Here is a 24,839-nt window from a genome sequence, read left to right on the forward strand (position 1 = left end):
CCACAGCCCTTGCTCCTCGGCCAGAGGCTCCGGCTTTCTCATTTCAAAATCGCGGTATTGACCGCGCTCTTACTGAAACACGCTCGCCCCGCGATCCGCCACGCCGACCATGCTCCTGAACCCCGCGAACAGTTCGCGGCCCATGCCGTAGTGCTGGCTGCGCAGGTCCTCGGTAGCGGGGGTGCGGGAGAAAAACTCCTTCTCGTCGCCCAGGAACGTTAGCGTTCCTGCGTTGGCGTCGAGGCGGATCATGTCGCCGTCGCGGATCTTGCTGATCGGGCCGCCGTCGATGGCTTCGGGGGTCATGTGGATGGCGGCCGGCACTTTGCCCGAGGCACCGGACATGCGGCCGTCGGTCAAAAGTGCCACCTTGAAGCCGCGATCCTGCAGGATGCCCAGTGAGGGCGTCAGCTTGTGCAGTTCGGGCATGCCGAGCGCCCGCGGGCCCGAGAAGCGGACCACGGCGATCATGTCGCCATTGAGATCGCCCGCCTTGAACGCCGCCTGCAGGCCTTCCTGGCCGTGGAACACGCGAGCGGGCGCCTCGATGACGCGGTGCTCAGGCTTGACGGCCGAGACCTTGATCACGGAACGACCGAGATTGCCGCTGAGAAGCTTGAGGCCGCCAGTGGGCGAAAACGCCGTCGCCACCTTGGTCAGCACCTTGGGCAGCGCGGACTCCTTGGGCGAGGCTTCGAAGGTCAGCTTGTCCTCGATCAGCTTGGCTTCAACCTTGTAATTTGACAGGCCATCGCCCCAGACGGTTTTGACGTCTTCGTGCAGGTGGCCGGATTCCAGCAGTTCCTGGATCAGGAAGCCCATGCCGCCGGCAGCGTGGAAGTGGTTCACGTCGGCGACGCCATTGGGATAGACGCGGGCCAGCAGCGGAGTTGCATCAGAAAGGTCGCTCATGTCGTCCCAGGTGACATGCAGCCCGGCAGCCGCGGCAATGGCGATCAGGTGCATGGTGTGGTTGGTCGAGCCGCCCGTTGCATGGAGCCCAACCAGCCCGTTGACGATGGACTTTTCGTCGACCACGTGGCCAACCGGGGTATAATTGTTGCCCAGCGCCGAGAGCGACAGTGCACGCACGGTCGCTTCGCGGGTCAGGGCGTCGCGCAGCGGCGTGCCGGGGTTGACGAAACTGGCGCCCGGCAGGTGCAGGCCCATGATTTCCATCAGCATCTGATTGGAGTTGGCGGTGCCATAAAAAGTGCAGGTACCGGCCGAATGATACGACTTGCTTTCGGCTTCGAGCAGCTCGGCGCGGCCGACCTTGCCCTCCATGTAGAGCTGGCGGACCTTGGATTTTTCATCGTTGGGAATGCCCGATGGCATCGGCCCGGCGGGCACGAAGACGGCTGGCAGGTGGCCAAAGGTCAGCGCTCCGATCAGCAGACCGGGCACGATCTTGTCGCAAATCCCCAGATAAACCGCGGCGTCGAACATGTTGTGGCTGAGCGAAATCGCCGTCGCCATGGCAATGACGTCGCGGCTGAACAGGCTGAGGTCCATGCCCGGCTGGCCCTGGGTCACGCCGTCGCACATGGCAGGAACGCCCCCGGCAACCTGGGCCGTGGCGCCGACTTCGCGCGCCGCCTGCTTGATGATGTCGGGATAGAATTGATAGGGCTGATGGGCGCTCAGCATGTCGTTGTAGCTGGTGATGATGGCGAGGTTCAGCGTCTTGCCACCGGCCAGTTGTGCCTTTTCTGTGGGTGTGCAGGCGGCAAAGGCGTGAGCGAGATTACCGCAGGAGAGCACGGCACGATTGACGCCGGCTTCGCGTGCGGCGTCGACACGGCTGAGATAGTCCCGACGACTGTCGCGGCTGCGCGCGGCGATGCGGGTGGTGACATCCTGGATGGCCTGGCGGACAGACATATTGAGCTCCTTTTGGCTGGAGCCCTTCGTGGCCTAGGCGGTCAATTGGGGACCGCGAAGGGGACTATGGGCACCAGTAGACTGTGACGGCGTGGCCGGACCGCAGAACGGCACGAATGGGCATGTCCTCAACGGGACCATCACCCAGAGCCGTGTCGAGCACGTCGGCTTTTTCCTCCCCTTCGATATGAAGGTACAGCCCATCCGTGCGGAGGAGACGCGGAAGGGTAAAAGTTATACGAGGTTCGCCGGCACCGGGCGCATGGATCGCCAGCGTCGGACCTTCAGCGCTCAGCGCTTCGGCCAGCGTGTCGCCACCAGGGAAAAAGCTGGCCGTATGACCATCGCTGCCCATGCCGAGTACCACCGCAGCAAACTGCTCGGGCAGCTCCGCAAGCAGAGTATTGGTCTTGGCAACAGCGTCTGCGTCCGGCTCGTCGCCGCCCGAATAAAGTGGGAAAAACCGGGCAGTCGCCGCCGGGCCCTGCAGCATGCGCTCGTTGACCAGCAGCGCATTGGAGCGATTGCTGGTATCGTCGACCCAGCGCTCGTCGACCAGAGTGACGATGACCTTGGACCAGTCGATATCCTTGGTCTTGCCGAGAAACTGGAAAAACCGCGCCGGCGTCGAACCACCGCTGACAGCGATCGCCGCCGAGCCGCGCGTCTCGATCGCATTGCGAATATGATCGGCAACCGCTTCGGCCAGCTCCTTGGCGAGGGTCGGCTTGTCGGCAAATGTGCGGCGGTCGAGTGCGACGTTCTCGGTCATGCTAGTTATCGTCCTCATACCAGGTGCGGCCGTCGCGTTCGATCAAGGCGATGGCGCCGCTGGGGCCCCAAGTGCCGGCCACATAGGACTGTGGCGCATCGCTCGAACGGTCCCAGGCTTCGCGGATCGGGTCGACCCACTTCCAGGCGGCTTCCAGCTCGTCACGGCGCATGAACAGCGTCTGGTTACCGCGGATCACGTCGAGCAGCAGCCGCTCATAGGCTTCCGGCGTGCGCTCGGAGAAGGTGGCGGCAAAGCTGAGATTTAGCGGCACTTCGCGCAGGCGCATGCCGCCTGGGCCCGGATCCTTGATCATCATCATCAGCTTGACACCCTCGTCGGGCTGCAGCCGGATGATCAGCTTGTTGGCGCGCGGGGCGCCTTCGGCGTGGTCAAAGATCGAGTGCGGGATGGGCTTGAACTGGATGCAGATTTCCGAGGCGCGGCTAGCCATGCGCTTGCCGGTGCGGAAATAGAACGGCACGCCGGACCAGCGCCAGTTTTCGACCTCGGCCTTGAGTGCCACGAAGGTCTCGGTGCGGCTGCCCTTTTTGTCCTCGGGTAGCTCGTCCTGATAGCTGGCTACCGCCGTGGTCTCGGACTTTACGCCCTTGTACTGGCCGCGCACGGTGTTCTTGGCCACGTCGCCATTGGTGATCGGCTTGAGCGAGCGCAGCACCTTGAGCTTTTCGTCGCGAAGGGCATTGGCATCGTCGCTGGCCGGCGGCTCCATGGCCACGAGGCACAGCAGCTGCAGCATATGGTTCTGAACCATGTCGCGCAGCGCGCCGCTTTCGTCATAATAGCCGCGCGTGCCGGCGCCGACGCTTTCAGCCACGGTGAGCTGGACGTGATCGATATGCGCCGAATTCCAGATCGGCTCGAACAGCGTATTGGCGAAGCGCAGCGCCAGCAGGTTCTGCACCGTCTCTTTGCCGAGATAGTGGTCGATGCGGTAGACTTGGTCTTCCTTGAAAATCTTGGAAACACCGTCGTTGATTTCCATCGACGAGGCCAGGTCATGCCCCAGCGGCTTCTCGATCACGACGCGGGCGTCGCGGCGATACAGCTTCTTCTTGGACAGATATTCGGCGATCGGCTCGAACAGGTCGGGCGCCACAGCGAGATAGAAGGCGCGGATGATCTTGGGATCGTCGCGCAGCTTCTCGCCCAGGTCGCCCGAGCCTTCAGGATTGCTGACATCGACCGGCACATAGGAGAAAATCTTGACGAAGCGCTCGATGACGGCCTCGTCCTGATATTCCTTTTCAACGAATGCCGTGATGGCGTCGCGCGCCGCCTTCTGGAAATCGGCGTCGCTCAGCTTACTGCGCGAGGCGCCGATAATGCGGCTGGTCTCGTCGAACTGGCCGTCCTTGAAACGATGGTAGAGCGCGGGAATCAGCTTGCGCTTGGTCAGGTCACCCGTGGCGCCAAACACCACATAGTCGAACGGCTGGACGGGAATGATACGACTGGACACGAGGCTAGTCCTTAGTTCTTTGACGCGTTTCTAGGCATAGTAGTTCAGGCGAAATTCTGCTTGGCGAGAATTATAGCGCCATGGAGTGGTTCAAACTTTGGCAGGGCGACGAAATTGCCGTAGCGCTGTTCGAGGCGGGGAAACAGCCGCTGGCCGAAGCCGCCGACAATAGCCATCACCTGAGCGCCATGCTTTTTGAACCAGTTGGCATAGGTGTCGATATAGGCGAGCTCGATATCGAGCATTTTCTGGGCCACTGGATCACCCTTATCAAGATGCTCGATAAACAGTGGCATCAGCTTGCCGAATTCGGCCGGCGCGCGCCCGATCAGCGCATCGTCGCAGCCTTCGGAGCCGTCGCTGCTGATGATCTTGAGATCAAGCCCGGTGGCAAAGGCCCAGGACATCACCGCCTGGTTATTGCCTCCCAGCTGCTGGATCACGGCCTTGGTCAGGGGCGAACTATCGACCAGACCATCCTCGGCCTCGACCGAATAGCGCATCAGCTCGCGGCCCAGGATAGCGCCGCTCATCTGGTCGCCGGTGGGAAAACCCCAGCCGCCGGCCTGGTAACGCTTGCCTTCGACGATCGACATGGCGGCCGATCCGGTACCGACGATAATGACGCCGCCTTCTTCGCCGCCAAGGGCGCCCGCATGGGCAATGTCGATATCGTCGTAAACCTTGACGCCGGCAAACGGCCAGTCGCGGGCAGCAAATTCGGCGCGGGCACTGTCCATGCGGCCGCCGGCCATACCGAAGCAGGCAAAGGTATTAGCGGTTTCGGCATAATCGAGACCTGCCGCAACAAACGCATCGCGGGTGCCGTCCAGGATCGCCTTGTAGGCGGGTTCGCCGTCATCGATCTGCAGGTTGGAACGGCCGTTCTTCACTTCCGCCAGCGTGTTCAGATTTTCATCGGCCAGACGCACGCGGCAATTGGTACCGCCGCCATCGACGCCAAGGTAGTATCTGGTCACGCTAAGATTCTCCGTGGATTGGAGTGCTTCTAAGGTCTAGTTTCGGCGCGGACCATAATGCGAAAGCAGCTAAGACGAAAGTAGGATAAGGCACAAAAATCGAGTGCCAAGAGCCGTGTTTGCATGGCTAGGCTGCAGGCGCAACGCAACCGCTTTGCGCATAGTGCTTTTTGTATGATGGACGACAGCGGCGAACAGCAGGGAGGCAGTAAAAATGACACGACATGTGCTGGTTTTGGGCGGTGCCCGCTCTGGCAAGACGGCTTTTGCCGAACAGCTCGCCATCCGCAGCGGCAGCCGGCCAGCCTATCTGGCCACCGCCGAAGCGCTTGATTCCGAAATGCGCGACCGCGTCGCCAGCCACCAGGCCGGCCGCGCCGGGCAGTTCGCGACGATCGAAGAGCCAATGGCGCTGTCGGACGCCCTGCTCAAGGCCTCGGCGCATCACGACGTGATTCTGGTCGATTGCCTGACCTTGTGGATTACCAACCTGCTGATGGCGAATGAAGACGTCGCCCGCGCAGTCAGCCAACTCGGCGCCACGCTGGTGCAGCTCAAGACCGCCAAGGTCATCCTCGTCAGCAACGAAGTCGGCCTGGGCATCGTGCCAGACAATGCCATGGCCCGAACATTCCGCGACCTCGCCGGGTCGGCTCATCAGAGGTTGGCGGAGATTTGCGATGACGCATATTTTGTAGTGGCGGGCCTGCCGATCACGCTCAAGGGGGAGGCCCCGGGGCAGGCGGAAAGCCGGATACATGAGGCTTAGATAGGCTTTGGGGCTCCCATCACCCCACCCTCAATCCCTCCCCATTCAGGGGAGGGAGGCGCCAGCTCAGACGCCCGTGTTCATCGTCTCCCTCACCCTTGTGGGGAGGGAAGGCGCATAGCGCCAAGGGTGGGGGTGGTTTGGGCAAGTAACGTCGGCTAAGCCAACCAAACCAACACCCCAATCACCACGCTCACCCCCAACAACACATTCAGCGTCCCCCGATACAGCACCAGCGCCCGCAATATGTCGCTGCCGACCAGCTCCGACTTGCCCTCACCAAAACTCGGCATATCCACCACCTCGCCATCATAACTGCGCGGCCCACCCAGCCTGAACCCCAGCGCCCCGGCAAACGCCGCCTCCGGCCATCCGGAATTGGGCGAAGCATGCTTGCGCGCATCACGCCGAGCCGTCACCCAGGCCTTGCTCGGGCTGGCATGCGGCGTGATAAAACACGCAACGGTAATCAGCACAGCAGTCAGCCGCGCCGGCAGCCAGTTCGCCAGATCATCCAGCTTTGCCGCCGCCCAGCCATAGTCCTGATACCGCTCGTTCTGATGCCCAATCATCGAGTCCGCCGTGTTGATCGCCTTGTACAGCGCAATCCCCGGCAACCCGAGCAGCACCAGCCAGAACCACGGCGCAACCACCCCATCCGAAGTGCTCTCAGCCAACGTCTCGATTGCTGCGCGAGATACCCCAGCCTCATCGAGAGCCTGCGGATCACGCCCAACAATCTGGCTCACCGCCTCACGCCCGGCGTCAAGCGAAGTGCGCAGTGCCATCGCCACGGCTTTGACAGCGCGGCCGAGCTCCTTCTGCGCCAAAAACGGCGTCGCCAGCAGGACTTCGAACACCCAGCCACCCGGAATCGCCCGCACCGCCTGCTGCGCCGCTATCGCCAGAACCATGACCAGCAACAGCAACCCAGCCAGCGCCACCACCCCCGCAAGCCGCCGTTGCTCGCCAGTTCGCTCGGCCGTATTGAGCCGCGTCTCGAGAAAATCGATCACCCAGCCAATCCACATCACCGGATGACCAACTGCAGCCACCAGCCGCGGCGAATAGCCAAGCCAGCGCTCGAGCAACAAGGCTATGGGAGCGACCAAAGCATGCATCAAATCTGTCCCACCGGTTCAGCCAGAGCCAAAAGTCCGTCGATATCGAGATGTTTTTCGAGATGCGCAGCCAAGTCATCAAGCGTCTGCTCGATGCTCGCCTCGTAGGCAATATCCGGACTGGCCAGATTGCCAAGAAAAGCCCGCCGGAACGGATCGGCAGCGAACAGGCCATGCAGATAGGTGCCCATGACGCGGCCATCCTTGCTGATAGACCCTTCTGCCTCCCCACCAACATGCGCGAAGGCGCGCCTGCGATCTATGCCCTCGGTCACGCCCATATGCATGTGATAGCCGGAGATGGCTGTGCCGGACGCGGCATGTGTCGCCTGCTCCACCCGCAATTGCTTGACCGGCGTCAGCACAGTCTCGACATCGAGCAGGCCAAGCCCCTCGCTGGTTCCAGGCTTACCCTCGATCCCATCCGGGTCTGCTATACTGCGCCCCAGTATCTGGTAGCCGCCGCAGATGCCGAGCACCCTGCCCCCAGCACGGTGATGCGCGGCAATATCGATGTCCCAGCCGCTGTCGCGCAGCGCCGCAAGATCGCTCCGCGTCGCCTTCGAGCCGGGCAGGATAATCCAGTCTGCATCGCGCGGAATCGGGGACCCCGGCTGCACCATCACCACATTGACGTTAGGCTCGGCCCGCAGCGGATCTAGGTCGTCAAAGTTCGCAATACGGGGAAGTTGCGCTACGGCAAACGTTAACAGTCTGCTAGCATTAGTTGACGCTGTGCTAAGCGCCAGCGAGTCCTCCGCAGGCAATTTCCCGGCATCGGCAAACCATGGCACCGGACCCAGGCAAGGCACGCCGGTGCGCTCGGCAATGAACTCTATCCCCGCTTCGAACAGGCTTGGGTCACCCTGGAATTTGTTGATTAGCGTGGCCTTGATGCGCCGGGCATCTGCTGGGTCGATCACTGCGAACGTACCCACCACGCTCGCTATGACGCCGCCGCGCTGGATATCGCCGACCAGCACCACCGGCACATTAGCGGCCTGTGCAAAGCCGAAATTGGCTAGGTCATTGGCACGTAGGTTGACCTCGGAGGCGCTGCCCGCACCTTCCACGAGCACAACGTCCACATCACTCGCCAGTTCTTGAAACGCTTGAAGAACCTCCGGCATTAAGTTGCCGCGCTCTTGCCAGTAAGCCCTTGCCGACATCGATGCCCGGCGCTGTCCGCGGACTATCACCTGTGATCCAGTCTCCTGCTCAGGCTTGAGCAAAATCGGATTCATCGCCGTGACCGGTTCGCGCCGCGCTGCCCGCGCCTGCAAAGCTTGCGCCCGGCCGATTTCGCCGCCATCCGCCGTCACGGCAGCATTATTGCTCATATTCTGTGGTTTGAACGGCGCTATCCGCAGGCCGCGATTGGCCAGCGCACGGCACAGCCCCGCCACCAGCAACGACTTGCCGACATCGGAGCCGGTACCCATGAACATCAATGACTTAGCCATCATCGAGTTATGCCGCATCCACAACGTGGGCGTAAGAGCCCATGACGCGGCCGATCACGGCGCCCATCGGTGGCAGGGCATCGCCGCGTGCATCCGTGGCCGCAAACAGTGGAGTGAGCCGCGATTGCTTGGCCGATGAATAGTGGAATTCGTGGCCATGCAGTCGTCCCGGCCAAGGCAGGTCGCCGGCATGCACCAGACGGCGATAACCCAGGATGCGTTTGGGGCGGTCGATGCGGGTGGTCACCGGCAATAGTCCCGCCATTGCGTGGCCCTGCCCCGCCTTATCTACCAGCGTCTCACCCAAAACCATGAAGCCACCGCACTCGCCATAAATCAGCGCATCGCGGTCACGAGCAGCGATCAAACCCGCTTTGAACACGCCAGCCGCCGCCAGTTTTTCGCCATGCAATTCGGGATATCCCCCGGGTAGGAAGACGGCGTCGCTACCTGCGGATGGCGCTTGGTCGGCCAGCGGCGAAAAGAAACTGAGTTCAGCCCCCATGGCGCGCCAGCCGTCGAGCAGATGGGGATAGAGGAAAGCGAAGGCATCGTCGCGGGCAATGGCAATGTGCTGGCCAAGCGGGCGCAAAGGCTGCGGCGGTGCGTCACCTTCGGCAATGGGCGCGGCAAGTGACAGCAGTCTGTCCAGATCGATGAAGTTGCCAATGGTCTCGGCGGCGTTGTCGATGAAAGCCTCGAAGGCGGTGACTTCGCCGGGCAGCACCAGACCGAGATGGCGCTCGGGCACGACCAGGGCTGCATCCCTTGGGATGGCGCCAAGGCAGGCAATGCCGGTGGCGGAAAGGGCATCGACCAGCATGCGCTCATGCTTGGTGGTGGCAACCCGGTTGAGGATGACGCCGGCGACGCGCACGCCCGGTCGCCAGTTGGCAAAGCCGGCCACCAGCGGCGCGACGGACTGGCTCTGGCGCTCACTGTCGACCACTAGGACCACCGGCAGTTCCAGCAGTTCGGCCAGATCGGCGGTTGAGCCAGTGTTGTCGACAGCACCATCAAACAGGCCCATGACGCCTTCCACCAGCAATAGATCAGCGCCGGTCGCCTGCGTTGCCGCCAGCGACTTCAGCCGCGCCGGGCTCATCGACCATGGGTCGAGATTGACTGCATCGCGCAGGGCGGCGCGGCCAAGGAACGCCGGATCGATATAGTCGGGACCGGTCTTGGCCGGCGCCACCACCGTGCCGCGACGGCGAAAGGCTGCCAGCAGGCCCAGCGTGATAACGGTCTTGCCCGAGCCCGAGCGCGGCGCGCCAATGACGATACCCTTAGCCAAAAATATGCCTCCGCGCTTCGCCCACATACCAGTCCAGCGACTGCCGATAGGCGCTGACCGGGCCGAGCACCACAATGGCCGGTGTCGGCACATTGCTCAGTAGATGGGCCCCGGCCAAGGTGGTTTCGATCACCGATTGCTGGGGCGTCGCGGCATGCGACACCAGCGCCAGCCGGTCATCGCCATCACGCCCCGCAGCAAGCAGCTTTTCGGCAATCGTGCCGAGATGCTTGACCGCCATGAACATGACGATGACCGGCGCCGCCTTGGTCACAGCCGGCCAGTCGACGCCGCCGGGCACAGCGCCATTTTCGTCATGACCAGTCAGGAAAATCACCGCCTGATTGGTATCGCGATGCGTGATCGGAATCCCGGCGTAAGCCAGCCCACCAAGCCCCGACGAAATTCCCGGCACGATGCGGAACGGCACACCGGCTTTCGCCAATGCGCCCGCCTCTTCGCCACCGCGGCCGAACATGAACGGATCGCCGCCCTTAAGCCGCAGCACGCGCTTGCCTGCCTTGGCCAGCTCGATCAGCTGCAGCGAGATATCGGCCTGCTTGGGCGACGGCTTGCCGCCGCGCTTGCCGGCAAACACACGAATTGTGCCTTTGGGAGCCATGGCCAACAGATCCCGCGAGACCAGTGCGTCATGCACGATGACATCTGCCTGCCCCAGCGCATGATAGGCCAGCAACGACACCAGCCCCGGCCCACCGGGGCCAGCGCCAACCAGCCAGACCGTTCCGGGAAGCAACTCGGGGAAATCGGCGCTATCGAGCGCCGCAAAATGGCCCGGCGGGCGCGGTCTCCTGATCCAGTCGACCATCAGCGAAACTGCCCTTGAGACCAGTCGGGGGAATGGGCAAAGTGAAGCCTATGAAGATTCTGATCCTGGGCGGCACGGCCGAAGCGCGCGAACTGGCCAATCGGCTGGTGGACAAGGGCCATGACGTCATCACCTCGTTGGCCGGTCGCACCCAAGACCCGATGCTGCCCAAGGGCGGCTTGCGCATAGGCAAATTTGGCGGCATTCCGGGGCTGGCGACCTATCTCCGCGCAGCGGGCATCGAGCAACTGGTCGATGCGACGCATCCCTACGCCGGCCAGATTTCCATCAATGCGGTCGCCGCTGCGCAAGCGGCAAATGTCCCACTGCTGCGCTTGATGCGGCCTGCCTGGGTGCAGCAGGTGGGCGACGCCTGGGTGACGGTGCAATCTGCTGCCGAGGCCGCAGCCGCGCTGCCGCACAATGCCGATGTGCTGCTGACCACCGGTCATGCCGGGCTCGAGCATTTCATGGTCCGCGATGACTGCCAGTTCGTAGTGCGCACCATCGAGGCGCCAGCCCAGGAGTTGCCGCGTCATGCCAGCCTGCTGCAGACGCGTCCGCCCTATGGCGTGAGCGATGAAATGGCGCTGATGGAACGCGAGGGCATCACTCATCTGGTTACCAAGAATTCGGGCGGCAGGCAGACGGCGCCAAAGCTGGAGGCGGCGCGGCGACTGGGCGTAAAGGTCATCATGATCGCCCGGCCGGTCTATGGCCCTGCCAATGAAGTGGCCAGCGTCGACGACGCCATCACCGCGCTGGGACCGGCTGGCTGACCGAAGGCCGCAGGATCAAAGCCTCGGGCAGCCGCTGCAATGGCGCAGGTGGCATAGCGGGACTTGCGTTTGCCGAGCAGCAAAGGACCGGCCGCAGCGGCCACCGCTTCGCAAGTTCCGGGAAGGTTGGGCGCCAATTCATCATCATCGAGAAAGCGCAGCGGCAGGTCGAAATGCGATGCGGCCTGCAGCAGCGCGAGGCTGTCGCGCTTGCGGCTGTGGGTACCAAAGGCGGCGATCTGGTGGGGGCCAAGATTGGCCTCGAGCAGAGACGACAGTATCAGGCCGACGATCTCGCGCGTGCTGGCCAGGGTGGAGCAACCGAGGCCGACAATGATCGGCATATCGTGGGGAATCGTCATCGACGCCTCTCAAAACCAAGAGGCAGGTTCAGCTCAAGACCGTTGCAGCTCCGGACTTGGTCCCCGATTTGGGTCGACCGCACCGAATTCTGTTTCAGTTCCGTCACGGGAACTCTGCGTCTTTTCCTTGTATGAGGCCGGAAGCGCGTGGTCAATCAATGGCTTGCCGCGAACCACACTCAGATCAGAATGCTTCTGAAAATGATTCGCAAATTCAATGACTTGCAGCTTCGACATGTTGGGGCTATGGCCACTTCACCACGCATTCGGGACCTTGCCTTGGCCATTACCACAAACCGAACCCTTGCCATCGCCGCTGGCAGCCTCGTCGTCGGGCTCGTCGTGCTTGGCCTCAAATTCCTCGCCTGGTATGTCACCGGCTCGATCGCGCTATATTCGGACGCGCTAGAATCGATCGTTAATGTGGTGACTGCAGTGGTGGCGCTGATCGCCGTGCGACTGGCGCAGCGCCCAGCCGATGCCGCCTTGCAGTATGGCTACCACAAGGCCGAATATTTCTCCGCCGTCATCGTCGGGGTGATGATCATTGTCGCCGCGATCCTGATCCTGCGCGAGGCATTTTTCGGCTTTCTGTCGCCTGCATTGCCGGAATCCCCGACCCAGGGCCTGATCATCAGCGCTGTTGCGACCGCCATCAACCTGGTCTGGGCGCGGGTGCTGATCCGGCAGGGGCACAAGGCTCGTTCGCCAGCATTGGAAGCCGATGGCAAGCATCTGATGACCGACGTGGTTTCGACCGTCGGCGTACTGATTGGCCTCGGCCTGGTCATTCTGACCGGCTGGGCCGTGCTCGACCCTATCCTTGCGGCTCTGGTGGCGCTCAATATCCTGTGGTCCGGCTGGGGCGTGATTCGCGACAGTGTCGGCGGGCTGATGGACGTGGCCGTCCCCCACGAGACCGGCAAGACCATCCGCGAGGTCATCTCCAGCAATGCCGATGGCGCGATCGAAGCCCATGACATACGCACGCGGCAGGCAGGAAAGCTCACTTTCATCGACTTTCACCTTGTGGTGCCCGGTGTCATGACGGTGGAAGCGGCCCACACCATCTGCGACGCCATCGAGGCCAAGCTGCGCGATGTGGTGGAAGACGCGCAGATCACCATTCATGTCGAGCCCGATCAGAAAGCCAAGCACTCGGGCATCGTAGTGCTGTAGCGACGAAGCCGATGATCGAGCGCCTGGTGCAGTCGCTCAAGGGCTCCGACTGCTAGAACTCGATGCCCTTCTGGGCTTTCACGCCGGAGCGGAAATGATGCTTGATCTCGGTCATTTCGGTGACCAGGTCGGCGATCTCGATCAGCTCATCCTTGGCATTGCGGCCGGTGACGATGACATGGGTATCAACGGGCTTGTTCTTGAGAAATTCCACCACTTCCGCGATCGGCAGATAGTCGTAGCGCAGCACGATGTTGAGCTCGTCGAGCAGCACCATCTTGTAGGCCGGATCGGAGATCAGCGCCTTGGCGTGGTCCCAGGCTTTGCGGGCGGCAGCGAGGTCGCGCTGGCGGTCGGCGACATCCCAGGTGAAGCCTTCGCCCATGGCGTTGATGGTGACGAGTTCGGGAAATTTATCCAGCACATCGCGTTCGCCGGTTTCCCAGACGCCCTTGACGAACTGCACCACGCCGACCTTGAAGCCGTGACCCAAGGCCCTGAAAACCATGCCGAAAGCGGCTGTCGACTTGCCCTTGCCCTTGCCGGTATGAACGATCAGCAGACCCTTTTCCTGGGTCTTGGTTGCAAGGATCTTGTTGCGCGCCTCGCGCTTCTTTTTCATCTTTTCGGCGTGGTAGGCGTCGCGCTCGGCTTCGCTCATCAGGTCGGTTTTCTTGGCTGGCTTGATCGGAGTGTCGGTCATCTGGCGTCCTCAAGAAAAGCGTAAGCGGAGTTGGAGCGCGGCACCCAAAGGCCGCGCTGGCGGGCATCGTTGAACTTGGCGATCAGTTCGTCATAGCCGTAGGCGTTGGCGGATTTGAGCCAGTCGCGGGTGGCATCGTCCTCGACGAAGGCCTCGAAGGCGAGGTCGAAGTGATGGGTTTTGACGGCGCCGGTGGTGGCGGCGAAGGCGAACATGAAATCGACCGTGGCGATGATTTCGAAGGCGCCGCGGTAGCCATGGCGCTGCATGCCGGCGATCCACTTCGGATTGACCACGCGCGAGCGCATGACGTGGGAGATTTCTTCTTCCAGCGTCTTGATCAGCGGGCGTTCGGGGCGCGAATGATCGTTGTGATAGGCGGCTGGCTGGTGGCCGGTCAGTGTTTCGGCAGCGGCAGAAAGACCACCGGCGAACTGGTAGTAATTGTCTGAGTCGAGCAGGTCGTGCTCACGATTGTCCTGATTGTGGACCACGGCGTCGATGTCGCTGAGGCGGGCGGCGAAGCGGCTGCGCTGCGGCGTGCCGGCCGCCTTGGCGCCATAGGCATATTGGCCCCAGTCGAGCACCTGCTTGGCGAGATCGGCCTTGGTGGACCAGGCGCCGGTATCCATCAGCGCATTGAGGCCGGTGCCATAAGTGCCTGGCTTGGAACCAAAAATCCGGTGTCCGGCAGCGGCGTCGTCGTCTCCCGCGGCGATCAGTCCAAGCGCATCGGTGCGCATGGTGGCAGCGATGGGGTTGTCGTCGACGGGTTCGTCCAATGCGCCGATAGCACGGATGGCGCGGTCGAACAGGGCAATCTGGGCCGGGAAAGCGTCGCGGAAAAAGCCGGAAATGCGCAGGGTTACGTCGACACGCGGACGGCCAAGCTTTGGCAGCGGGATGATCTCGTAGCCCGACACCCGCAGCGAGCCGGGATCCCAGACGGGCCTCGCGCCGATCAGCGCCATGGCCTGGGCGATATCGTCGCCGCCGGTGCGCATATTGGCCGTGCCCCAGACCGATAGGGCGACCGAGCGGAGGTGGTGGCCATGGTCCTGAAGGTGGCGGAGGACCAGGTTTTCGGCGGACTTCTTGCCGAGTTCCCAGGCGGTGGGCGTGGGCACGGCGCGGGAATCCACCGAGTAGAAATTGCGGCCGGTGGGAAGCACGTCGAGGCGGCCGCGCGAGGGGGCGCCAGATGGGCCGGGGCGGATGAACTTGCCGTCAAGACCGTCGAGCAGCGCGGCCATTTCGGCAGGGCCGGAGGCAGCGAGGCGGGGGCGGATGATGGTTTCGACGGTGCCGAGCACGGCGCGGGTCGCGAGCCAGTCGGAGGCGGGGATAAGTTTTTTGTCGACGAGGTCGGCGGCGATGGATTCGAGATGTTCGACCACGTCGCCGGCGGTGCGGATGGTGTGCGGATGAACGGATTCTGAACGAAAATTCGCGGGCCCGGTCCAAGGCTCGCCGAGCTTGGCGGTCAGCGGGTCGAATCCGAGTTTCAGATCATCGGCCAAAGCACGGATCAAAGAGTTATCCCCGCCCCCGTCGCCGCGCGGTACTCTCGATAGTGCGACAATCAGATCGCGTTCGAGATCGCCCTGCGGCGATTGGCCGAAGATGTGCAGCCCGTCGCGGATTTGCGCTTCCTTAAGATCGCAGAGGAAGTTGTCGATCTTGATCAGCGCTGCGGTTTCGTCTTCGGGAAGGCCGATGTCGCGATCAAGGCGACTATCGCGGGTGAAGTCGAGAATGCGGCGCTTGAGATCGGCGAGGCGGCGGCGGTCCATGCCGGAGGCTGCATAATATTCGTCGAGCAGTGCCTCGAGGTCCTTGAGCGGGCCATAGGTTTCGGCGCGGGTCAGCGGCGGCACCAAGTGATCAATGATGACGGCGCCGCTGCGGCGCTTGGCCTGAGTGCCCTCGCCGGGGTCGTTGACGATGAAGGGATATATATGCGGCAACTGGCCCCACAGCGCGTCGGAGTGGCTGGCCTCGTCGAGCGCTGTGGCCTTGCCGGGCAGCCATTCCAGCGTGCCGTGCTTGCCGTTGTGGATCAGCGCGTTGGCATTGAATTCATGGCGCAGCCAGAGATAGGCGGCGATATAGGCGTGCGGCGGGACGAGAGCCGGGTCGTGGTAGCTCAGGGTTTCATCGAGCTGATAGCCGCGGGCGGGCTGCAGCAGCAGTGCGACATTGCCGTAGATCAGGGCGGGGAGATGGAAGGTGTTCTCCCGGATGAACGGGTCGGTCGCCGGATGGCCCCATCGGGTGGTGACGTCGTTCTGGATTTTGGCCGGTAGGGCGGCAAAGAGGTCAAGATAGCGGTCGAGCGGGAGTTGCGCGAGGGAAAAGCCGCGCGTGGGGTCGGCATTGGTTGGGCCGGATTGAAGCTTGGCGATCAGCTCTGCGCCATCCGATGGAAATGCCGAGACTTCGTAGCCTGCCGCGTCGAGCGCATGCAGCATGCGTACTGTGGATTTGGGTGCGTCGTAGCCGACGCCGTTGGCGAGGCGGCCGTCGCGGATGGGATAGTTGGCGAGGACTATCGCAACTTTTCGCTCGGGGCGAGGGGTGGCTCGGAGGCGGGACCAGTTTTTGGCCAATGTCACGGCGCGACGGATGCCGGAGGTGTCGGGGGTGTAGCTGGTGAGCGGGACTTGGCAGCGGTCGTGCCAGATGGCGTCGGCCTTGTGACCGACGATGAGGCCGGCGAGACGGCCGTCGACTTCCGGCATGACGAGGAACATCGCCATGTCTTTCGAGCTGAGGCCCTGGCTATCGGCGACCCATTGCGCCTCGGAGCGGCCGGACTGGATCAGTTGGATAACCGGGGCGTCTGAGGTCGAGAACGGGTTGGACTTGTCGTCGAGACCGTCGATGCCGAGGGCAAAGCCGGTGAGGTTGAAGATTGCCGCGGGCTTTACGGCTGCCAGCACCTGTTGGACAAAACGGATGCAGGCTCCTTCCTTGAGCGAGGAGATAAGGACCGGCACCGGCGCCAGACCCCGATCGATCAACTCCGCTACAAGGGCCTCGATTGTCGCAGTGCCGGCGCCTTCGAGCGCGGCACGGTAAAACAGGATGGGGATATGAGCGGGCTTGGCCCGGTCGGGCGCGCACAGCGACGCACGCAAAGTGTCGACGTCGATCACGCCCGTGGTCGGATACCACAGGCCGAAGCGGGCAAAGGGTTGAGGCTTGAGCTCGGAAAGCGCCCCCTCATCCGCCCGTTGGGCACCTTCTCCCGCGAGGGGAGAAGGGGAGCCGGTAGGTGGGCGTGATGGTGCCAGAAGCTCGGAGTTCCCCTTCTCCCCTCGCGGGAGAAGGTGGCGCGCAGCGCCGGATGAGGGGGCTGCGAGCAGGTTGAACGCCTGTAAAATCGTATCGACATTATCCGGCCCTCCGGCGATGAACAGGCTGTGCAGGCGGCTCCAGTCGTCTGGGTGGACTGTTGAGCGGGACTGCAGGATGGGGTCGGGGTTGGCGTCGCCGGGGAGCAGGACCAGCGGGATTTTGCGGTTGGCGCACAGCGCCGTCAGTTCATCGACGCCGTACTGGAAATACGCCGCCCCGCCGATCAGTCGCAGCACCACCAGCCGCGCATAGGCCACGGTCTGTTCAAGCCACAGGTCGACCGAGAGATTGTTGGACAGGCGCAGCGTGTTGGCGAGGCGGAGTTCGTTCTCGCCTGCCCGGTCGGCTGCACCGGCCAGCATGGCCAGTTCGCTATCGGCCGAGCTGGCAAACACCAGCGCCCCGGGGCGCTGGTTGAGGTCGATGGCTTCGCCCTCCTGCTGGATGGCACCGGCTTGGGCGGAGAGAAGATGCATACGCTATGCGGCGACCTTGGCTGCGCGCTGCAGGCTTTGCGTGATGGCGGCACGGTCGAGCGGGCTCTGGCCGATGACAACCAAGGCCGTATCGCGTTTTTCGCCATCCTTCCAGGGTCGGTCGAAATAGGCGGTGACGCGGGGGCCGACGGCCTGAATGGCAAGGCGGGCAGCGGCACCGGGGATGGCTGCGAAGCCCTTGAGGCGGAGGACGTCGTGGTCGCGGATGGTGGCTTCGATGATGGCCAGCAGTTCGTCCTTGCCGGTTACGGCGGGGATGCGCAGCGAGAAGCTGTCGAAGTCGTCGTGCTCGTGGGTTTGGTCGCCATGCTCCAGCTCGTGATGGCTGGGACGATTGGCGATGTCGTCTTCGCTACCCATGCCCATGCCGAGCAGGGCCGCGATATCGACATGGCCGTTGCGGGCGTGGACGACGCCGACACCGGGGCGCAGTTCGGCGCGGATATTGGCTTCCACCTTGGCGAGGGTTGCAACGTCAACCAAGTCGGCCTTGTTGATGATGACGAGATCGGCGACCGACAGCTGGTCCTCGAACAATTCGCCCAAGGGCGTTTCGTGGTCGAGCATTTCGTCCTGACGGCGCTGGGCGTCGACTGCGGCTTCGTCACTGGCGAAGCGACCTTCTGCCAGCGCCGAGGCGTCGGCGACGGTTACGATGCCGTCGATGGTGACCTGGGCCTTAATTTCGGGCCAGTTGAAGGCGCGGATCAGCGGCTGTGGCAGTGCAAGGCCCGAGGTTTCGATGACGATGTGATCGAACTTTTCCGGGCGGGCCAGCAGCGCCTGCATGGTGGGGATGAATTCATCGGCCACGGTGCAGCAGATGCAGCCATTGGACAGCTCGATCATATCCTCTTCGCGGCAAGTTTCGTCGCCGCAGCCGGCCAGGATATCCTTGTCGACGCCGAGATCGCCGAACTCGTTGATGATCAGCGCGATGCGCTTGCCCTTGGGGGCGTGCGCCAGCAGATGGCGGACCAGCGTGGTCTTGCCGGCGCCAAGGAAGCCAGTGATGACGGTGGTGGGGATTTTGGTGGTCATGCGATGGCTCCGGCCGGAATGGCGGCCTTGCGGGTGGCGAACACGTCGCTGAACTTGCCGAACAGGCTGCCGAGCAGCAGCCAGAACACCAAGGACGTGCCCAGCGTGATAGCGGCGAATTCGGTGGCGAGATGGGCCGGAACGGCGCTTGGCTCATCGGGCGAAGCGGGCGCGCCGATGATATGGGGCGCGACGACCAGTGCCACCGCGACAGCAAAGGCCCAGTTGGCGCGGGTCTTGGCGAGCAGCAGAATGGCGCCGCCGGTGGCGAGGGACGTGCCGGTCCACCAGAGCTGGCGGGCGACGAGGTCTGCCGCCGGCATGCCGGGCAGTTCGGGGGCGAGGCCATAGGCGGGCGCCAGCGAGAAGGTCAGGAATCCGGCGATGCCCCAGAGGAATCCATTGGCGAAGGTGATCGGGATATTGGCGAACATCGAGACGGCGCCGATGACCAGCGCGAAGCCGGCGGCGGCCAGCACTGTGGCCAGAGTCGTATAGGCGGTGCGCTCGAAGCCATCCTGCGGCGCCCATTCTTCCGGTGCGGCAACGGTTGCGGCGACAACGTCATGGCTATGGGCAGGCGTGCCGGGCGCGTCGACATGGTCGACGACGGCTTCGGCGCCGTGGCTATGGCCGCCTTCGCCCTCGAAGGTTTCGGCATGCAGAATGATGGGGGTAACGCGGAAATGCTGGATTGCGGCCGTGACCAGGCCAGCACAAAGGGCTGCGAGAAGCGCAGCGGCAAACAGATTGCGGATCATTTTATTGCTCTCTAATTCGCCTGCTTAGTGGCAGGGAAAACCCATGGCGTGGCGGGTGTCGTGGGCGCCATTATGCAGGCGGAAATCGCCAGCAAAGCCGGTGCCGACCAATAGGGTCAGCCCGAGCAAAAGCGCCAGCGAACCGGCAATGAGACGCTGGGAAATCGAGAGTGACTGGAGACCAGTCGAGGTATTCGTCGTTGTATTCATGGCAGCACCCTCCGTGCGCGGAACAGTTTTGGGCTTTGCGCCCGACTCGTGTGCCGGCAGGTCTCCTGGCTCGCGGTGATTGCAGCCCCCTCGCCTTCCCGACCCATCAAGGATCAGTGGCCTATTGAGAGGGCCCACCGCTTACAGTTGCGGGGGCAGCCACGGTTTTGCGCCCTGATGGGTACGTCGCACCGTGTTCCCTTTTTCAACCTTCGCCTGTGGCGTGATGCCGGGCTGCAAATGGCCTAGTGCTGTGCTCCAGTGCTCACGTACCAGTGTACGTCCCGCTCCGGTGCTCGCACAAAACCATTTTCGCCTCGGCCTGACGCCGCATGCTTCGATTAAGTATCCCTAAGGCACAACGGCCATTGGAAACCAACACGCAACCAGCGTTACGCGCTCACGCGGTACCGGTCAATCGCCACGGTCTTCAGTTGGCATAATCGGGGCTGGCATAGCCCAGGCTCAACCGCTCCACGCGGACGTCGAGAACCTCGAGCAAGCCTTCGCTGGACGGCACTTCGATGTCGCCGGAGATAGGGGTGACGTCGATGGCTTGGGGAATTTCGTTGGGCACCGCAAAGCCAAGGCTGACGTAGCAGTCGCCGGCGACGCCGCTGAGCTTGCCGCTGTCAAAGCCGGCGGAGCCGCCATAGTCCCACCAGAAGCCGCTTAGGGTGAAGGGTTCGCCGTTGATGGCCTCCACCTCTGCGACCGTTTGGCCGATGCGGACGCCGCCGGGGCCGGCCTGGGAGGGCGACAGTGCGATGCTGCTGATCCCGGTCAACGCCGTCTCGTCGAACCAGCTGAACAGCATGGTCCGATCCGGATCGTCTGGAAATACAGTGGTGGCTGTATAGGTGGTACCTTCCGGGCCATCGACGGGGCCGGTCACGACATTTTCGGCGCCGAACGTTTGGACCACCAACGCTTCGGTAGTATCGGCACCATAGACACCTTCGCATGTGACCTGGTCAGCATCGGGGGCAGGCTTTTCTTTTGCCAATACCGGGCCAATGGCCAGCGCAGCAGCACAAAACGTGCACAGAAAAAGTCGGGAATGCATAGCGGTGTTTCTCCACGAGGCGATCAGTTTGTCTCAAATCCCTGCGCTCGGCAATCCGCGACTCGCCGTATGAACCGGCGATGAAGGAGTGCAAAAGCCATGAAGCCGATCAAGTTCACGAAGGAAGAAACCAAAGCCATCGTCGGCGAAATCCAGGATTATTTCCGCAGCGAGCTGGACCAGGATATCGGCGCCATGCCGTCCGAACTGCTGATGATTTTCTTCGCCGAGCGGATGGGCGCCTATTACTATAATCGCGGTGTCTATGACGCGCAGGCGGCACTGAAGGCACGCATGGACAGCCTGCATGACGATCTTTATGCGCTGGAACAGAAGACCAAGCACCTGCGTTGAATGGCGCTTTGGCGGGGCTGCGACTGTGGCTAGATAGAGCCGCCGCGTTCGCAGGTTTGATCAGGAGCGCGCCTTGGGCTTTAACTTTTCTACGCTGGCGCCGATCGGGCTGCTGCTCGCATCCAATGTGTTCATGACCTTCGCCTGGTACGGGCATCTCAAGTGGCCGAGTTCGGCGCTGTGGATCGCGGTGATGGTCAGCTGGGGTATCGCGTTTTTCGAATATTGGCTGGCCGTGCCCGCCAACCGGATCGGCGAGGCGGTCTATTCGCCCTCCGAGCTCAAGACCATCCAGGAAGTGATCTCGCTGAGTGTGTTCGCGGTGTTCACCGTGTTTTACTTTGGCGAAAAACTGACGCTGACCATGGGGTGGGGTTTGCGCTGATCGGGCTCGGGGCGTTTTTTATCTTCAAGGGGCCGTTGAAGTAGCAGTGTTCCTTGTCGGGTACCCCCACCCAGCCTCCCCCTGATGAGGGGGAGGAGTCAGATCGCGTTTCGGGCACAATGGCGGATAGCTCACCAGCCAAGTTCCTCCCCCTATCAGGGGGAGGTTAGGTGGGGGTACGCTCTTAGTTCGAACCAACTTCAGGCAATCCACGAGACTCGTAGCAAGTCCGCGCAACAACTCTGGATACAAATCCACCCCCTCGGTCAGCCCACCCCCCTCAGGGTCCAGCACGCCGGCCTTGGCCTCGGTGCCCTCGGTGATGGCCGAGATGATGGTGGGTTCAAAATTGGGTTCGGCGAAAACACAGGTGGCGCCGAGGGTTGCAACCTTGGCCTTGAGTTCATCGATGCGGGCGGCGCCGGGCGCCACGTCAGGAGTGACGGTGACCGAGCCGGCCAGCGACAGGCCGAAGCGGGCTTCGAAATACTGGTAGGCGTCGTGGAACACCACGAAGGGCTTGTCGGCGATTGGTGCCAATGTGGCTTTCAACTCTTCTTCCAGCGCATCAAGCTTGAGCTGTTCGGCCTCGGCATTGGCCTGGTAGGCGCTGGCGTTTTCGGGATCGACTTCCGACAGCGTGGTAGCGATCTGGGCCACCATCAGCTTGGCATTTTCCGGGTCGAGCCAGAAGTGCATGTCACCTTCGCCGTGCTCGTGGCCTTCATGGGCGGGTTCATCGTGGTGCTCGGCCTCGTCGCCATCCGAATGCGGCTCGAAGGCGCCACCTTCGCGCAGCGGAAGCAGGGTAATGCCGGGCGAATCTGCCAGCTCTACCACAGTGGCCTTGCCGGCCAGCGTGCTCAGCGCGTCGGCCAGAAACAGCTCCATGCCGTGGCCGGTCCAGAACACAATATCGGCCGATTCCAGCGCGCCGGCATCGGAGGGACGCAGGGCGTAGGTGTGGGGCGAGGCCGAGCCCTTGACGATAAGAGTTGGCTCGCCGACGCCGGCCATCACGGCGGCAACCAGCGAATGTACCGGCTTGATCGAGGCCACGACATTGGGCGCGGCGAAGGCTGTGGAGGTGAGCATCGTCGCGGCCAGCAGGGCGAAGGGGGCGAGCAGTTTCATCGGCTTGGGCCTCTTGAAGGTCTGAAGGTGTGGCGTGATATGTTATGTTATTACGCTTGCGGCAATGTTATGCTATAACGTATTGAGGGGCGTCAAGGGGTTTCGAATGGACGCACGGGCACAAAGAGAAACGCTGATCACGCTCAGCAATGCGGGCGTGACACGAGGCGGTCGCACGCTGGTCAGCGGCGTCGACCTGACCATTGCGCGCGGCGAAATCGTGACGCTGATTGGGCCGAACGGCTCGGGCAAGTCGACCACGGCCAAGCTGGCCACGGGTGTGCTCAAGCCCAGCATCGGCACCGTGTTGCGCAAGCCGGGCCTGCGCATCGGCTATGTGCCGCAGAAGCTGACCATCGACTGGACGCTGCCGCTAACGGTGGATCGATTAATGACGCTGACGGGGCGCTACAGTGCTAGTGAAATTAGCGCGGCGCTTGAAGCGGTCGGCGCTGCGCGCCTGCTCAAGGCAGCGGTGCAGGAGCTGTCCGGCGGTGAATTCCAGCGCGTGCTGTTTGCACGGGCGATGATCCGCAAGCCGGACCTGCTGGTGCTGGACGAGCCGGTTCAAGGCGTCGATTTTTCGGGTGAAGTGGCACTGTATGATCTTGTGCGCCAGATCCGCGACACGACGCAGAGCGGCATATTGATGATTTCGCATGACCTGCATGTGGTGATGGCCGAGACTGATACGGTGATCTGCCTCAACGGCCATGTCTGCTGCCGGGGCACGCCGTCGGCAGTCAAGCGCAGCCCGGAATATCTCAAACTGTTCGGGGAACGCGCGGCGGGATCGCTCGCGATCTACCAGCATCATCATGACCATGAACATCACGACGATGGCTGCGTGGTGGCAGAGGGGCATGAGCACGACGATGAGGGGCACGACCACGCGGGGCATCATCATGGGTGAATATTGCATGGTGGCTAGTCCGCACCCCCTCCCAACCTCCCCCGTCGAGGGGGAGGTGCCGGATCGAGTTTTTGGCTGGATCGAAGTCAAATCACAGGGCGGCACCCTCCCCCTCGCGGGGATGGCTGGGGAGGGGGATTTTTGGCCTCAGAGCCAGAAAGAGACCACAAATGTTCGGTGACTATTTCTCCCGTGCGCTGATTGCCGGTGTCGGTTTGGCCCTCGTTGCCGGCCCGCTCGGCTGCTTTGTGGTCTGGCGGCGGATGGCGTATTTCGGCGACACGATGGCGCATTCGGCCCTGCTCGGCGTGGCGCTGTCGATCCTGTTGTCCATCAACATGACGCTGGGCGTGTTTGCCGTTGCGGCGCTCGTGGCCGGTGCGCTAATCGTGCTGCAGCGGCAGGCGACGCTGTCGACCGATGCGCTGCTGGGCATTCTCAGCCATTCGACGCTCGCGGTCGGACTGGTGCTGGTCGGCTTTATCACCACCGTGCGCATCGATCTGATGGGCTTCCTGTTCGGCGATATTCTAGCCGTATCGGTTGAAGACATCGCCATCATTTATGGCGGCGGGGTGGCAATTCTTGTCATCCTGATCCTCGCCTGGCGGCCGCTGCTGGCCTCGACTGTCAGCCCCGAACTGGCCGAGGCGGAAGGGCTGCGGCCCGAGGCCAGCCGGTTGATCCTGATGATCCTGATGGCCTCGGTCATCGCAATTGCCATGAAGCTGGTGGGCGTGCTGCTGATCACCTCGCTGCTGATCATTCCGGCGGCCACGGCGCGCCGGCTGAGCGCGACGCCTGAGATGATGGCGGCGGTCGCAGCGGTGCTCGGCGCCATCGCGGTGGTCGGCGGCTTGTTTGGATCAAGAACCTGGGATACCGCGTCGGGACCGTCGATTGTGGTGATGGCGCTTCTTATATTTCTTGTGTCGCTGGCGGTTCCCGTCACGCGGCTGTTCGGCAGAGGCGAGACCCATGGCGCATAGTCACGAAATTCCCGCCGACCTGACGCGCAACCAGGGTCTGGTGATGGGCGCGCTGAACCATTCCGTCGGTCCGCTCAGCGCCTATGATATTCTCGACAAGCTGCGGGCGGATGGTTTGCGGGCGCCGCTGCAGGTGTATCGCGCGCTGGACAAGCTGGTGGAACGAGGGCTGGCGCATCGGCTGGAATCGCTGAACGCCTTTGTCGCCTGTGCCGACGAGCACTGCCATCGCAAGGGGCTGATCGCTTTTGCGATTTGCGAAGGGTGCGGCAAGGTCGATGAGTTTGCCGATGCGGTGATCGAGGAACGGTTGGGCGACTGGGCCAGTGCCAAGGGCTTCAAGGTCGAACGCACGACGATGGAAATCCGGGGCAAGTGCGAAGCTTGCGTGGGGGCGGCGGCTTAGACGCTCCGCCTCCACACCCACGGTGTCATCCCGGCCTTGAGCCGGGATCCATCCTGAGATGTGGAGATGAACATTGCGACCTTGGAGATGAGCATTGCGGCC

General features: G+C 62.7%; 23 protein-coding genes, 1 pseudogene and 1 riboswitch. Of the genes and pseudogenes, 8 read left to right on the forward strand and 16 right to left on the reverse strand.

Translation table 11 applies throughout. The features are described 5' to 3' along the window. Positions 1 to 69 precede the first annotated feature (69 nt). The 4 genes from edd to WH91_RS08915 form a co-directional block, all read right to left on the reverse strand. A complete protein-coding gene (gene edd, locus WH91_RS08900; RefSeq protein ID WP_046170654.1) occupies positions 70 to 1,884 on the reverse strand; it encodes a phosphogluconate dehydratase in 1,815 nt (604 codons plus the stop codon). Between the two features lie 64 nt (positions 1,885 to 1,948). Continuing rightward, positions 1,949 to 2,656, reverse strand: coding sequence for a 6-phosphogluconolactonase (gene pgl / locus WH91_RS08905; protein ID WP_046170655.1), 708 nt, complete (start codon positions 2,654 to 2,656; stop codon positions 1,949 to 1,951). Between the two features lies 1 nt (position 2,657). Then, positions 2,658 to 4,139: a glucose-6-phosphate dehydrogenase gene (gene zwf / locus WH91_RS08910; RefSeq protein WP_046170656.1), complete on the reverse strand. Its 1,482-nt coding sequence runs from the start codon at positions 4,137 to 4,139 to the stop codon at positions 2,658 to 2,660. Between the two features lie 44 nt (positions 4,140 to 4,183). Continuing rightward, positions 4,184 to 5,119 (reverse strand): glucosamine kinase nucleotide-binding domain-containing protein, encoded by a 936-nt coding sequence (locus WH91_RS08915; RefSeq protein WP_046170657.1) that lies wholly within the window; start codon positions 5,117 to 5,119, stop codon positions 4,184 to 4,186. A gap of 214 nt (positions 5,120 to 5,333) precedes the next feature. Between WH91_RS08915 and cobU the strand changes: the two genes are divergently transcribed. Further along, entirely contained in the window at positions 5,334 to 5,888 is a 555-nt protein-coding gene (gene cobU / locus WH91_RS08920; RefSeq protein ID WP_046170658.1) for a bifunctional adenosylcobinamide kinase/adenosylcobinamide-phosphate guanylyltransferase, read from the forward strand. A 158-nt stretch (positions 5,889 to 6,046) separates the two neighbouring features. Here cobU and cbiB read toward each other — a convergent pair whose 3' ends face one another. From cbiB to cobA, 4 genes are read right to left on the reverse strand one after another with little or no spacing between them, the layout of a single operon-like run. Then, positions 6,047 to 7,009: an adenosylcobinamide-phosphate synthase CbiB gene (gene cbiB / locus WH91_RS08925; RefSeq protein ID WP_046170659.1), complete on the reverse strand. Its 963-nt coding sequence runs from the start codon at positions 7,007 to 7,009 to the stop codon at positions 6,047 to 6,049. Continuing rightward, on the reverse strand, positions 7,009 to 8,472 hold the full coding sequence (locus WH91_RS08930) for a cobyric acid synthase (RefSeq protein ID WP_046170859.1): 1,464 nt from the start codon (positions 8,470 to 8,472) through the stop codon (positions 7,009 to 7,011). The genes cbiB and WH91_RS08930 overlap by 1 nt, the downstream gene beginning before the upstream one ends. A 7-nt stretch (positions 8,473 to 8,479) precedes the next feature. Further along, positions 8,480 to 9,769, reverse strand: coding sequence for a cobyrinic acid a,c-diamide synthase CobB (locus tag WH91_RS08935; RefSeq protein ID WP_244542324.1), 1,290 nt, complete (start codon positions 9,767 to 9,769; stop codon positions 8,480 to 8,482). Beyond that, positions 9,762 to 10,598 carry a uroporphyrinogen-III C-methyltransferase gene (cobA, locus tag WH91_RS08940; protein WP_046170661.1) on the reverse strand — a complete coding sequence of 279 codons (837 nt, stop codon included), beginning with the start codon at positions 10,596 to 10,598 and terminating at the stop codon, positions 9,762 to 9,764. Before cobA ends, WH91_RS08935 begins: the two co-directional genes overlap by 8 nt. Positions 10,599 to 10,648: 50 nt before the next feature. On the opposite strand from cobA, the gene WH91_RS08945 reads away from it, so the two are divergent. Beyond that, positions 10,649 to 11,377: a cobalt-precorrin-6A reductase gene (locus WH91_RS08945; RefSeq protein WP_046170860.1), complete on the forward strand. Its 729-nt coding sequence runs from the start codon at positions 10,649 to 10,651 to the stop codon at positions 11,375 to 11,377. Here the strand turns inward: WH91_RS08945 and WH91_RS08950 are convergent. Further along, positions 11,311 to 11,739, reverse strand: coding sequence for a cobalamin biosynthesis protein (locus WH91_RS08950; RefSeq protein ID WP_046170662.1), 429 nt, complete (start codon positions 11,737 to 11,739; stop codon positions 11,311 to 11,313). The genes WH91_RS08945 and WH91_RS08950 overlap by 67 nt on opposite strands. Before the next feature lie 246 nt (positions 11,740 to 11,985). Between WH91_RS08950 and WH91_RS08955 the strand changes: the two genes are divergently transcribed. After that, entirely contained in the window at positions 11,986 to 12,918 is a 933-nt protein-coding gene (locus WH91_RS08955; protein ID WP_046170861.1) for a cation diffusion facilitator family transporter, read from the forward strand. A gap of 52 nt (positions 12,919 to 12,970) precedes the next feature. On the opposite strand, the gene cobO is transcribed toward WH91_RS08955, so the two are convergent. The 6 genes from cobO to WH91_RS22590 form a co-directional block, all read right to left on the reverse strand. Then, positions 12,971 to 13,579, reverse strand: a complete 609-nt coding sequence (cobO, locus tag WH91_RS08960; protein ID WP_143078048.1) for a cob(I)yrinic acid a,c-diamide adenosyltransferase — start codon at positions 13,577 to 13,579, stop codon at positions 12,971 to 12,973. Between the two features lie 38 nt (positions 13,580 to 13,617). Further along, the gene (cobN, locus tag WH91_RS08965) at positions 13,618 to 17,457 is read right to left on the reverse strand and encodes a cobaltochelatase subunit CobN (RefSeq protein ID WP_046170664.1); all 3,840 of its coding nucleotides are present in this window, start codon (positions 17,455 to 17,457) and stop codon (positions 13,618 to 13,620) included. Between the two features lie 3 nt (positions 17,458 to 17,460). Further along, positions 17,461 to 18,519 carry a cobalamin biosynthesis protein CobW gene (gene cobW, locus WH91_RS08970; RefSeq protein ID WP_046170665.1) on the reverse strand — a complete coding sequence of 353 codons (1,059 nt, stop codon included), beginning with the start codon at positions 18,517 to 18,519 and terminating at the stop codon, positions 17,461 to 17,463. Continuing rightward, positions 18,516 to 19,280, reverse strand: a complete 765-nt coding sequence (locus tag WH91_RS08975) for a CbtA family protein (protein WP_046170666.1) — start codon at positions 19,278 to 19,280, stop codon at positions 18,516 to 18,518. The genes cobW and WH91_RS08975 overlap by 4 nt, the downstream gene beginning before the upstream one ends. 24 nt (positions 19,281 to 19,304) lie before the next feature. Then, on the reverse strand, positions 19,305 to 19,490 hold the full coding sequence (locus tag WH91_RS08980; RefSeq protein WP_046170667.1) for a CbtB domain-containing protein: 186 nt from the start codon (positions 19,488 to 19,490) through the stop codon (positions 19,305 to 19,307). A 38-nt stretch (positions 19,491 to 19,528) separates the two neighbouring features. Further along, positions 19,529 to 19,739: riboswitch (cobalamin riboswitch) on the reverse strand. A 181-nt stretch (positions 19,740 to 19,920) separates the two neighbouring features. Further along, positions 19,921 to 20,556, reverse strand: a complete 636-nt coding sequence (locus WH91_RS22590) for a hypothetical protein (RefSeq protein WP_052952701.1) — start codon at positions 20,554 to 20,556, stop codon at positions 19,921 to 19,923. Between the two features lie 99 nt (positions 20,557 to 20,655). On the opposite strand from WH91_RS22590, the gene WH91_RS08990 reads away from it, so the two are divergent. Together WH91_RS08990 and WH91_RS08995 are read left to right on the forward strand one after the other, a co-directional pair. Continuing rightward, entirely contained in the window at positions 20,656 to 20,910 is a 255-nt protein-coding gene (locus tag WH91_RS08990) for a DUF2164 domain-containing protein (protein WP_046170668.1), read from the forward strand. Positions 20,911 to 21,043: 133 nt separating this feature from the next. Then, positions 21,044 to 21,339, forward strand: a pseudogene (locus tag WH91_RS08995) (DMT family protein). On the opposite strand, the gene WH91_RS09000 reads toward WH91_RS08995, so the two are convergent. Further along, positions 21,320 to 22,429 (reverse strand): zinc ABC transporter substrate-binding protein, encoded by a 1,110-nt coding sequence (locus tag WH91_RS09000; RefSeq protein ID WP_074797317.1) that lies wholly within the window; start codon positions 22,427 to 22,429, stop codon positions 21,320 to 21,322. The pseudogene WH91_RS08995 and the gene WH91_RS09000 overlap by 20 nt on opposite strands. 106 nt (positions 22,430 to 22,535) lie before the next feature. Here WH91_RS09000 and znuC point away from each other — a divergent pair, with 106 nt between their 5' ends. From znuC to WH91_RS09020, 3 genes are all read left to right on the forward strand, one after another. Further along, the gene (gene znuC / locus WH91_RS09005) at positions 22,536 to 23,342 is read left to right on the forward strand and encodes a zinc ABC transporter ATP-binding protein ZnuC (RefSeq protein ID WP_046170669.1); all 807 of its coding nucleotides are present in this window, start codon (positions 22,536 to 22,538) and stop codon (positions 23,340 to 23,342) included. Between the two features lie 170 nt (positions 23,343 to 23,512). Then, on the forward strand, positions 23,513 to 24,331 hold the full coding sequence (locus WH91_RS09015; RefSeq protein ID WP_046170671.1) for a metal ABC transporter permease: 819 nt from the start codon (positions 23,513 to 23,515) through the stop codon (positions 24,329 to 24,331). Further along, the gene (locus WH91_RS09020) at positions 24,321 to 24,737 is read left to right on the forward strand and encodes a Fur family transcriptional regulator (RefSeq protein ID WP_046170672.1); all 417 of its coding nucleotides are present in this window, start codon (positions 24,321 to 24,323) and stop codon (positions 24,735 to 24,737) included. Before WH91_RS09015 ends, WH91_RS09020 begins: the two co-directional genes overlap by 11 nt. Positions 24,738 to 24,839: the final 102 nt, after the last annotated feature.

Source organism: Devosia psychrophila, assembly GCF_000971275.1.
Taxonomy (GTDB): domain Bacteria; phylum Pseudomonadota; class Alphaproteobacteria; order Rhizobiales; family Devosiaceae; genus Devosia; species Devosia psychrophila.